13 protein-coding genes are annotated in these 9,437 nt (G+C 73.4%); 8 read left to right on the forward strand and 5 right to left on the reverse strand.

All coding sequences use genetic code 11. The annotated features are described in order from the left end of the window. Positions 1-31: 31 nt before the first annotated feature. The 3 genes from IRY44_RS24435 to IRY44_RS24445 all read left to right on the forward strand — a co-directional run bounded on the left by IRY44_RS24435 (position 32) and on the right by IRY44_RS24445 (position 1,571). Entirely contained in the window at positions 32-556 is a 525-nt protein-coding gene (locus tag IRY44_RS24435; RefSeq protein ID WP_194802550.1) for a DUF2087 domain-containing protein, read from the forward strand. Then, on the forward strand, positions 553-1,062 hold the full coding sequence (locus IRY44_RS24440; protein ID WP_269696981.1) for a GNAT family N-acetyltransferase: 510 nt from the start codon (positions 553-555) through the stop codon (positions 1,060-1,062). The genes IRY44_RS24435 and IRY44_RS24440 overlap by 4 nt, the downstream gene beginning before the upstream one ends. 74 nt (positions 1,063-1,136) lie before the next feature. Then, entirely contained in the window at positions 1,137-1,571 is a 435-nt protein-coding gene (locus tag IRY44_RS24445) for an Hsp20/alpha crystallin family protein (protein WP_013286325.1), read from the forward strand. 5 nt (positions 1,572-1,576) lie between these two features. Here the strand turns inward: IRY44_RS24445 and IRY44_RS24450 are convergent, their stop codons facing one another. Then, positions 1,577-2,590 carry a YafY family protein gene (locus tag IRY44_RS24450; protein WP_194802551.1) on the reverse strand — a complete coding sequence of 338 codons (1,014 nt, stop codon included), beginning with the start codon at positions 2,588-2,590 and terminating at the stop codon, positions 1,577-1,579. 83 nt (positions 2,591-2,673) lie between these two features. Between IRY44_RS24450 and IRY44_RS24455 the strand changes: the two genes are divergently transcribed. Both IRY44_RS24455 and IRY44_RS24460 read left to right on the forward strand, forming a co-directional pair. Further along, on the forward strand, positions 2,674-3,663 hold the full coding sequence (locus IRY44_RS24455) for a tyrosine-type recombinase/integrase (protein ID WP_194802552.1): 990 nt from the start codon (positions 2,674-2,676) through the stop codon (positions 3,661-3,663). A 31-nt stretch (positions 3,664-3,694) separates the two neighbouring features. Continuing rightward, a complete protein-coding gene (locus tag IRY44_RS24460; RefSeq protein ID WP_194802553.1) occupies positions 3,695-4,540 on the forward strand; it encodes an LLM class flavin-dependent oxidoreductase in 846 nt (281 codons plus the stop codon). Positions 4,541-4,544: 4 nt separating this feature from the next. Here the strand turns inward: IRY44_RS24460 and IRY44_RS24465 are convergent, their stop codons facing one another. Next, entirely contained in the window at positions 4,545-4,916 is a 372-nt protein-coding gene (locus IRY44_RS24465; protein WP_194802554.1) for a VOC family protein, read from the reverse strand. Between the two features lie 117 nt (positions 4,917-5,033). Between IRY44_RS24465 and IRY44_RS24470 the strand changes: the two genes are divergently transcribed. Continuing rightward, positions 5,034-5,492, forward strand: coding sequence for a hypothetical protein (locus tag IRY44_RS24470; RefSeq protein ID WP_194802555.1), 459 nt, complete (start codon positions 5,034-5,036; stop codon positions 5,490-5,492). Positions 5,493-5,495: 3 nt separating this feature from the next. On the opposite strand, the gene IRY44_RS24475 is transcribed toward IRY44_RS24470, so the two are convergent. The 3 genes from IRY44_RS24475 to IRY44_RS24485 form a co-directional block, all read right to left on the reverse strand. Further along, complete coding sequence (locus IRY44_RS24475; protein WP_370585003.1) at positions 5,496-6,182, reverse strand: thymidine kinase; 687 nt, start codon at positions 6,180-6,182, stop codon at positions 5,496-5,498. A 92-nt stretch (positions 6,183-6,274) separates the two neighbouring features. After that, complete coding sequence (locus IRY44_RS24480) at positions 6,275-7,666, reverse strand: MFS transporter (protein ID WP_194802556.1); 1,392 nt, start codon at positions 7,664-7,666, stop codon at positions 6,275-6,277. Between the two features lie 20 nt (positions 7,667-7,686). Then, a complete protein-coding gene (locus IRY44_RS24485; RefSeq protein ID WP_194802557.1) occupies positions 7,687-8,454 on the reverse strand; it encodes a glycerophosphodiester phosphodiesterase family protein in 768 nt (255 codons plus the stop codon). 88 nt (positions 8,455-8,542) lie between these two features. On the opposite strand from IRY44_RS24485, the gene IRY44_RS24490 reads away from it, so the two are divergent. Both IRY44_RS24490 and IRY44_RS24495 read left to right on the forward strand, forming a co-directional pair. After that, on the forward strand, positions 8,543-8,992 hold the full coding sequence (locus IRY44_RS24490) for a helix-turn-helix domain-containing protein (RefSeq protein WP_228532690.1): 450 nt from the start codon (positions 8,543-8,545) through the stop codon (positions 8,990-8,992). Further along, a complete protein-coding gene (locus IRY44_RS24495; protein ID WP_194802558.1) occupies positions 8,985-9,353 on the forward strand; it encodes a DUF4180 domain-containing protein in 369 nt (122 codons plus the stop codon). Before IRY44_RS24490 ends, IRY44_RS24495 begins: the two co-directional genes overlap by 8 nt. Positions 9,354-9,437 lie beyond the last annotated feature (84 nt).

Genomic DNA, 9,437 nt, shown 5'->3' on the forward strand with positions numbered 1-9,437 from the left:
GATCCGGCGGGTTGCTGACAGGCTGCCCGCCATGACCGCTCAAGCCCTCGCCGGGGCGCTCGCCGACGAGCGCCGCCGGACCGTGTTCGCCGCGATCGTGCTCGGCGCCCGGGACGTGCCGGCCGTGGTGGCCCGTACCGGCCTGCCCGCCCGCGACGCCGCAGTGGCCGTCCGCCGTCTCACCGACGCCGGGGTGCTCGCCGACGACGGCGGCCTGCGGGTCGACGCCGAGCGGCTGCGCGAGTTCGCGCGGGCCGGTGCGGCGGCTTCGGCGGCGCCGGCCGCGAACCCGCGCGAGACGATCCTGCGCACGTTCCTGCGCGACGGCGCGCTGACCCGGCTGCCGGCGCAGCGGGGGCGCCGCCGCGTGCTGCTGGAGCACATCACCGAACGCACCTTCGAACCCGGGCGGCGCTACCCGGAGCGGGAGGTGGACGACGCGCTGCGCCGGTGGTGCGAGGGCGGCGAGGCCGACCACGTGACGCTGCGCCGCTACCTGATCGACGACATGCTGCTCACCCGCGAGCAGGGCGTCTACTGGCGGACCGGCCCGTGACCGGCTGGAGCACGCGGGTCGTGCACCCGGACGAGCCGGACGCGGCGCTGCTGCTGCGCGAGTACATGGCGGAGATGGTGCGCCGCTGGTATGGCCGTCCGGAGCGGCCCGCTGAGGTGGACGCCGCGCTGGCCGAGGACCCGAGCGACGACCTGGTCCCGCCAGCCGGGCTGCTGGTGCTGGCCCGGCGCGACGGCCGCCTCGCCGGGTGCGCCGGGCTGCGATGGCAGCCGGACTGGGCCGAGCTGACCCGGGTGTACGTGCGCCCGGAGCACCGGGGTGCCGGGGGTGGGGCGGCGCTGATCGCCGCGATCGAGGCGTACGCGACCGCCGGCGGGGTGACGCGGATCCGGCTGGACACCCGCTCCGACCTGGTCGAGGCGCGTGCCCTGTATGCCCGGCACGGTTACCGGGAGATCCCCGCCTTCACCAGCGGACCGTACGCGCAGCACTGGTTCGAGAAGACGCTTGCGGGACGAGTTGACGAGGCGGCGCAGGCGCGCTAAAACAGAACCAGGAACTTGAGTCACTTAGACTCAACTTGAGACCTTGGGCCAGGAGAACCGAGGAGGCAAGAGCCATGTTGATGCGTACCGACCCGTTCCGCGAGATCGACCGGATCGCCGAGCAGTTCTTCGGCACCACCGCCCGGCCCGCCGTGATGCACCTCGACGCGTACCGCGACGGCGACCACTTCTACGCGGCGTTCGACCTGCCCGGTGTGGACCCGGACAGCATCGACTGCACCGTCGAGCGCAACGTGCTGACCGTCCGCGCCGAACGCCGCCGCCCCACCGGCGAGAACGTCGAGCTGGTCGCCGCCGAGCGTCCGATGGGCACGTTCACCCGGCAGCTGTTCCTGGGCGACACGCTCGACACCGACCGGCTTGAGGCCGGCTACGACAACGGGGTGCTGACGCTGCGCATCCCGATCGCCGAGCGCGCCAAGCCGCGCCGGATCACGGTGAGCACGCCCGCCGAGAGCAACGGCCACCGTCAGCTCACCACCGCCTGAGCACGTCACGCCGACGCGGGGGAGGCCGGAGCACCGGCCGACCCCGCGTCGCCGTAGAGCCGGGCCAACGCATGCGCGGTCGCGATGAACCGTTCGCGCAGGTCGGCCGGGGTCAGCACCTCGACCTCCGCGCCGAGCTTCAGCAATTCGGCGTGGGCGTGCCGGACCGACTCGATCGGCACCGTGGTCTCCAGCCATCCGTCCGGGCCGGGCTCACCGGCCGCGGCCCGGGCGGCGCGGCTCATCTCCGGCGGGAACACGTACGGCATGAACTCCAGCGCCGCCACGGTGAGCCGGATGCGGGCCTGGTCGCGGTATACGTCGCGTTCGTAGCGGGCGGTCCACTCCCGCCAGTACGCGGCCAGGTCGAAGTCGTCGGACCGCGCGTACGGCTCGTCGGTGACCTCGACGTCGAGCACCGCACCGACCCGGTAGGTGCGTACCTGTTCCTCGCAGCGGCCCACCAGATACCAGCGGCCGGCCTTGAGCACCACGCCCAGCGGGGCGACGAGCCGGGTCACCTCCCGCGGCGCGCGCCAGCGCCGGTAGCGCAGCCGCACGAGCCGGTCCCGCCAGACCGCGCCGGCCAGCGCCTCCAGGTGCGGGGTGGCTTCGGGGTGCCGGAACCAGCCGGGTGCGTCCAGATGGAATCGTTGCCGGATCCGGCCGCTGCGGTCGGCCAGCTCACCGGGGAGCGCAGCGCGCACCTTCAACTCGGCGGCGGCCACCACCGACGCCAGTCCCAGTTCGGCGGCCGGGCCGGGCAGACCGGCGAGGAACAGCGCCTCGACCTCCGGGCCGGTCATCCCGGTGAGCCGGGTCCGGTAGCCCTCCAGCAGTCGGTATCCGCCGGCCGGCCCCCGATCGGCGTACACCGGCACACCGGCGGCGCCGAGCGACTCGACGTCGCGGTAGACGGTTCGCACCGACACCTCCAGGGCGTCGGCGAGTTCCGGGGCTGTCATCCGCCCCCGGGTCTGCAGGAGTAGCAGCAGGGAGACCAGCCGGCTGGCACGCACCCGGTGACGGTAACCCGGCCCGGGCGGCCGGGAACGGGCGCGCCTCGTCGCCAAACCCCCCACTTACTGAGAACCTTTCTCACATGCTTCGCCCCGAGGTGCTGCCCCGCGCCCGCCCCGCCGCCCTGCCCGCCGGCCCGGCCGACGTCACCGAGGCGTGGCTGCGCAACCGGCGGCTGTCCGAGCACACCCGCGACGCGTACCGCCGCGACGTCACCGGCTGGCTGAGCTGGTGCGCCGAACACGGCGTGGATCCGCTGCGGGCGACCTTCCTCGACGTCAACACCTACGGCCGCGAACTGGAGACCACACCCCGCGGCCGGGCCGGCCGCCCGCTCACCCCGGCCACCGTCGCGCGCCGGCTGTCCGCGCTGTCGAGCTGGTACGACTTCCTGGTCAAGCTGGGCGCGGTGCCGGCCAACCCGGTGTCGGCGGCGGATCGTCCGCGCGTGGACCGGGACCACTCCGCCACCGTCGGCCTGACCCCCGAGGAGGTCGACGCGCTGATCGCCGCCGCCGAGGCCGACACCGGCCCGGCCGCCGCCCGGAACCGGGCCGCCGTCGCACTGCTGGCCGACCTGGGCCTGCGGGTCGGGGAGTTGGTCGCGCTGGACGTGTCCGACCTGGGCACGGAGCGCGGTCACCGCAGCGTCCGCTTCGTCGGCAAGGGCGGCAAGGTACGCCGGCGCGCACTCACCCCCGGCACCGCGTACGCGGTCGACGCCTACCTGGCCGTGCGGGCCGCCGCGCAGGTTGTCACGGTGCCGGAGCTGACCGGTCCGCTGCTGGTCACCTCCACCGGCGGCCGGCTGGACCGGCACGCCGTGTTCCGGCTGGTGCGCCGCCTCGCACAACGTGCCGGGATCGCCGCGTGGGCGAAGCTGTCGCCGCACTCGCTGCGCCACGCGTTCGCCACCACGGCCCGCTCCGAGGGGGTTCCGCTGGAGGACGTGCAGGACGCGATGGGGCACGCCGACCCGCGTACCACCCGCCGCTACGACCGGGACCGGCACAACCTGGACCGCGACCCGGCGTACGCGATCTGGGCCGCGCGGGCCCGCCGGCGCGGCTGAGCCCGTCGTAGCCCCGCCGTAGGGTGCCGGCATGCGACACGGACTGGAGATCGCCTGCGGCGGGGCGGCACTGACGGTTACCGACCTGGTGGCCCTCGGTGAGCTGGCCGAGCGGGTCGGCTGGGACGGGATCTTCCTGGAGGACTACCTCGTCCACCACTCCGGCGACGACCCACCCACCTGGGATCCGTGGCTGGTGCTGGCCGCGATCGCCGGGCGCACCGAACGGGTACGGCTCGGCACCACTGTCACCGCGCTGCCGCGGCGCCGACCGGCCAAGCTGGCGCGCGAGGTGCTCACCCTCGACCACCTCTCCGGGGGCCGGGCCGGCGTCGCGGTCGGAGTCGGCGACCCCGCTGACCCGGGTCTGGCCGCGTTCGGCGAGCCCACCGACCTCAAGACCCGCGCCGCGATGCTCGACGAGGGCCTCGACCTGCTGGTCGGGCTCCTCGGCGGCAAACCGGTCACGCACCGCGGCGTCCACTACCGGGCCGAGGGCGTGGCGTTGCGTCCGGCGCCGGTGCAGTCGCCCCGGGTGCCGGTCTGGGTGGGCGGCAGCACCCAGGCGAAGGCGGTGCTGCGGCGCGCCGCCCGGGCGGACGGGATCGTGCCCTACAAGCTGACCGACACCGAGGGGTGGTCCGACTTCACGCCCGACGAGGTGGCCGAACTGGTCGCCGCACTGCCGGCCCGCCGGGCGGACGGCCAGGCATTCGACGTGGCCCTCGGCGGCCGGCGGCGGAGTCCCGACGAGCGGGCCGAGCGGGCCTACCTGGCGCAGGTAACGCAGGCGGGCGCCACCTGGTGGCTGGAGTACGTCCCGGCCGCCGATCCGGCCGCGATGCGGGCCGCGGTGCTCCGCGGCCCGCTGCGCTGACCGGTCAGCCCTGCGGGCGGGGGCAGAGGCAGAACGGCTGGCCGATCGGGTCGAGCAGCACGGTCCACCGCTCACCGCCGGGCTGGAACCCGGGCCGGGTCGCGCCGGCCGCCACCAGGTCCTTCTCCGCGACCGTCACGTCGTCGACGTAGAGGTCGAGGTGGTACCGCTTTCCGCCGCTCTCGTCCGGCCAGGCCGGCGGCGCGTAGCCGGGCACCAGGCCGAAGCCGATCGACGTGCCGTCCTTGACGATCATCGCGTACTCGGCCTGACTGTGGGTGATCTCCCAACCGAGCGCGTGGGCGTAGAAGGCCGCGTGTGCGGCGGGGTCGGAGCTGTCCAGGTTGATCATGGCGATGTCTGCGTGCGTGGTCATACCGGGAGTCTGCCGCTCGTACCTGCCACCTGTTGTCAGGTACGAGCGCGAGGCCGGCTCGGCCGGAGCACCGCAAGTGCCTGCGCGCCGCTGCCCGGTTGCCTACCGTCGTCGGTGATGGGCAGGCAACGGGAGTGGCAGCACCCGGCCCGGCGTCGCCGCCCGCTACGCGCGGGCGTGCTGATCGCCGGTCTCGGCGTGGGCACCTGCCTGATCGGGGTGGCCGGTCTGGCGGCGTGGAACGCGCAGGTGGTGCTCCAGGCCGACGGGCCGGTGCGGGAGACCGCCGACGGGTTCTTCCGCGACGTCGCGTCCGGGGACACCGACGCGGCGTACGAGCGGCTGTGCGCCGAGGCCCGGGGCAAGTGGAGCAAGTCGGGCTTCGGCAGTTGGGTCCGTACGCCACCGCAGGTCAGCGGCTACGAGATCGTCGACGTGTCGGTGGCGACCCGGTCCGGCAAACCGACGGGGACGGTGATCGTGCGGATCAACCGCGACGGCGGCGGCAGCGAGGAGCGGGAGCTGCCCGTGGTGCCGGAGGGCGGCGGCTGGCGGGTGTGCGGAGACCCGTTCTGACGTTCAGCCGCGCGGGCCGAGGTCGCCGGAGCGGTAGTGGCGCCGGCACAGCACCTGGTAGCGCACGTCGGCGGTGTCGACGGTGTCGCCGATGACGACCTGCGCGCCCTCGCGCACCACCCGGCCGTCCACCACGCGGGCGTTGAGCAGCCCTTCCCGGCCGCACCAGCAGAGCACCTCGACCTGGATGCGGGCCACCTCGTCGGCCAGCTCGAACAGCCGCTGCGCGGCCGGGAACAGACAGGAGCGGAAGTCGGTGGCCAGGCCGAAGGCGTAGACATCGACGTCGAACCGGTCGACCAGCTCGGCCATCTGCTCGATGTGTTCGAGGTTGTAGAACGACGCCTCGTCGCAGATCAGGTAGTCCACGCGTACCCCCTCGGCCCACGCGTCGCGGACCAGGGCGCGCAGGTCGAGGTCATCGGTGACCTCGACCGCCTCGTGGGCCAGGCCGATGCGGGTGGTGACCTGCGGGCCCAGCGAGCGGTCGATACGGGTGGTGACCAGGCCGCGGCGGCCCTGCCGGGCGTGGTTGTGGTTCATCTGCAACGCCATGGTGGACTTGCCGCAGTCCATCGGCCCCCAGAAGAACTTCAGCGCGGCGGCGTGCAGCGGCCGGCCGTCGACGCCGCGGGCGGCGGCGCAGCCGGCGGCCCGGTCGTCGCCGGGCCCCGGCAGGGGGCGGGCCAGGCAGGTCTGGGCGGCGTCGTCGGTCACGTCGGGGCAGCCTAGTCCATCGACACCACCCGATCAGGCCCCCGATGATCGACGGGCACGGCGGGTCAGAGCACCCGGGGCGGGGTGTTGCCGGCGGCGATGATGGCCCGGCGCATCGGCACGGCGGCCAGCAGCGCGAAGCCGACCACGAAGAAGATCAGCAGAGACACCAGGCCCACCCGGTATGACGAGGTCAGCTGGAAGACCAGGCCGAACGCCAGCGGGCCGAGCCAGCTGGTGCCCTTGTCGCTGATCTCGTAGAAGCCGTAGTACTCGCCCTCCTTGCCGGCCGGGATGAGCTGACTGAACAGTGAGCGGCTCAGCGCCTGGCTGCCGCCGAGCACCAGGCCGATGCAGCCGCCGAGGATCATGAACGGCACCGGCGCCTCGGCGGGCAGCCGGAACGCGGCGATGATCACACCGGTCCAGAGCACCAGCGACAGCAGCACGGTCTTCCAGGCGCCGATGCGCTTGGCGAGCGAGCCGAGGGCGAGGGCGCCGCCGAAGGCGAGGAACTGCACCAGCAGGATGGTCACGATCAGGGTGCTCTGCTCCAGCCGCAGTTCCTCGGTGCCGTACTGGCTGGCGAGCGTGATGACGGTCTGGATGCCGTCGTTGAAGACCAGGAACGCGAGCAGGAAGAACAGCGTCAGCGGGTACGTCTTCAGTTCCCGCAGGGTGCGCCCGAGCTGCCGGAACCCGTCGGTGAGCACGTTGCCGCCCGCCTGCAGGGCTGCGGCGGTGGGGTGTTCGCGCAGCCAGCGCAGCGGGACCAGGGTGAACGCGGCCCACCACACGCCTGCCGACACGATCGACCAGCGGGCCAGGTCCAGCGTGCGCTGGGCGTTGCCCTCCTCGCTGAGCATCGTGACCGCGACCAGGTTCAGCGCGAGCAGCAGGCCGCCGCCGAGGTAGCCGATGGCCCAGCCGCGGCTGGAGATGCCGTCGCGTTCGTCCGGGCCGCCCAGTTGCGGCAGGAACGAGTTGTAGACGACCACGGCGGCGCCGAAGGAGATGTTCGCGATCAGGAACAGCGCGCCGCCGAGCAGGTAGCGCTCGCCGGTGACGAACGCGAACGCGATGGTCGCGCCGGCGCCGGTGAACGCCGCGGCGGCGAGCAGCCGCTTCTTGTGCGCCGACCGGTCGGCGATCGCGCCGATCACCGGCAGCACGAACACGGTGAGGAAGACCGACAGCGAGATCAGGTACGGGTAGAACGAGCCGGCGGCGACCTTGATGCCCAGCGGGTACACCGCGCCGTCGCAGCTGTCCGCGCCCAGTTCGCACCCGGCGGCGAGTTCGGTGACCGTGGTGAGGAACGGCCCGAGGAAGACCGTGATGACAGTGGTCTGGAACGCCGAGTTCGCCCAGTCGTAGAAGTACCAGCCGGTGCGCTCGCGGCGGGTGCTGCCCGGTCCGGCGGGGTCGGCGACGGCGGGGGTGACCGTATCGGCCATCGGGGGTCGTCCTCGGGGGCTCAGGCGGCCCAGTGGCCGCGACTGCGATAGACGTCACGGAGCACGCTGACGTGATCGGTCATGATGCCATCCACACCAAGATCAAGTAAGTGGTGCATCTGGGTGGGATCGTCGATCGTCCAGACGTGCACCTGCAACCCGAGCCGGTGGCAGTACGCGAGGAACCGCCGGTCGGCCACCGGCACCCGTCCGAAGGCGACCGGCACCTGCGCGGCCACCACCGACGGGGGCAGCCGTAGCGGCCGTCCGTGCAGCGAGGCCAGCCGCAGCCGGGCCACGCCGCGCATGCCGAGGCTGGTGGCGACCTTCGGCCCGGCCAGCGCCCGCAGCCGGGCCAGCCGGGCGTCACTGAACGAGGCGAGCAGCACCCGCTCACCGGCGCCGGTCCGGGTGACCGTGGCGACGGTGGGCGCCACGCCGCCGTCGGACTTCACGTCGATGTTGAAGCGCACCTGCGGCCAGGCGCCGAGCACCTCGTCCAGGCGTGGCACCAGGGCGGCACCGCCGACCCGTACCGAGGACAGGTCGGCCCAGCGCAGGTCCGCGATGCGGCCCGGCTCGCCCGTGACGCGGCGCAGCGTCGGGTCGTGGAACACCACCGGTACGCCGTCGGCGGTGGCGTGCACGTCGGTCTCCACGTACCGGTAGCCCAGGGCGACGGCACGGGCGAACGCGGTGGCGGTGTTCTCGTCGCCGTCGGCCGCGCCGCCGCGGTGGGCGAACGCCAGCGGCGCGGGCGCGTCGAGGTAGCCGTGACGGGGCTGCACGCGGGCAGTATGCCCGGCCCGGGTGACGCGCACATGGCCAGGCAGTGAAATTACCTATCGTTCCCTATCGTCGCTAAGATAGGGTGCGATGAGTAACGACATGTATTCGGTGGAGCAGGTTGCTGACCTGCTCGGCCTGCACGTGCGCACGGTGCGCGGCTACATCCGCTCGGGCCGGCTGCGGGCCACGCGGATCGGCAAGCAGTACCGGATCGCCCGCGCGGACCTGGACGCGCTGACCGGCCGGCCCACGGCGGCTGCTCCGGCGCCGGGAGCGGAGGTGTCCAGCGTCGTTCGCCTCGACGGCGTCGACCGGGCCGCCGTCGACCGGCTCGCCACGCTGGTGCTGGCGGGCGTGAACACCCACCACGACCCGGACCGCCCGCTGCGCGTGCAGACGGTCCACGACGAGGAGCGGCACCGCATGACCATCGTGATCCTGGGCGATCTCACCGCCACCGCCGACCTGCTGCGCCTGCTCGACGGCGTGCTCGACGGCGGCAACGGCCTGCTCGGCGGGGAACGCCGCGATGGCTGACCTGATGCAGGAGCGCGCCGGCGTGCCGGTGCTGGTCTGCGGCCCGGACGGCCCGCCGATCGCCACCGAGGCCGACGCGCTGGACCTGATCGGCGCGGCGTTCCTCGGTGCGACCGTGGTGGCGGTGCCGGCCGAACGGCTCGACCCCGGCTTCTTCACGCTCGGCACCCGCTTCGCCGGTGAGGTGATGCAGAAGTTCGTCAACTACCGGCTGCGCCTGGCGATCGTCGGTGACATCTCCGCGCACCTGGAGCGCAGCGGCGCGCTGCGCGCGCTGGTGGCCGAGTCGAACCGGCACGACCAGGTGTGGTTCGTGCCCGACCTGACCGCCCTCGACGAACGTCTGCGCGCTACCCCCTGACCCACCCTGCCCACCCCCGCCTCGCCGATCCTGCACTTGCGGCCCTCGTCGAGGGCGGTTGGCCGGATTTGCCGGGGCGCCAAC

The organism is Micromonospora sp. ANENR4, assembly GCF_015354395.1.
In the GTDB taxonomy this organism is placed as follows: Bacteria; Actinomycetota; Actinomycetes; order Mycobacteriales; family Micromonosporaceae; genus Micromonospora; species Micromonospora aurantiaca.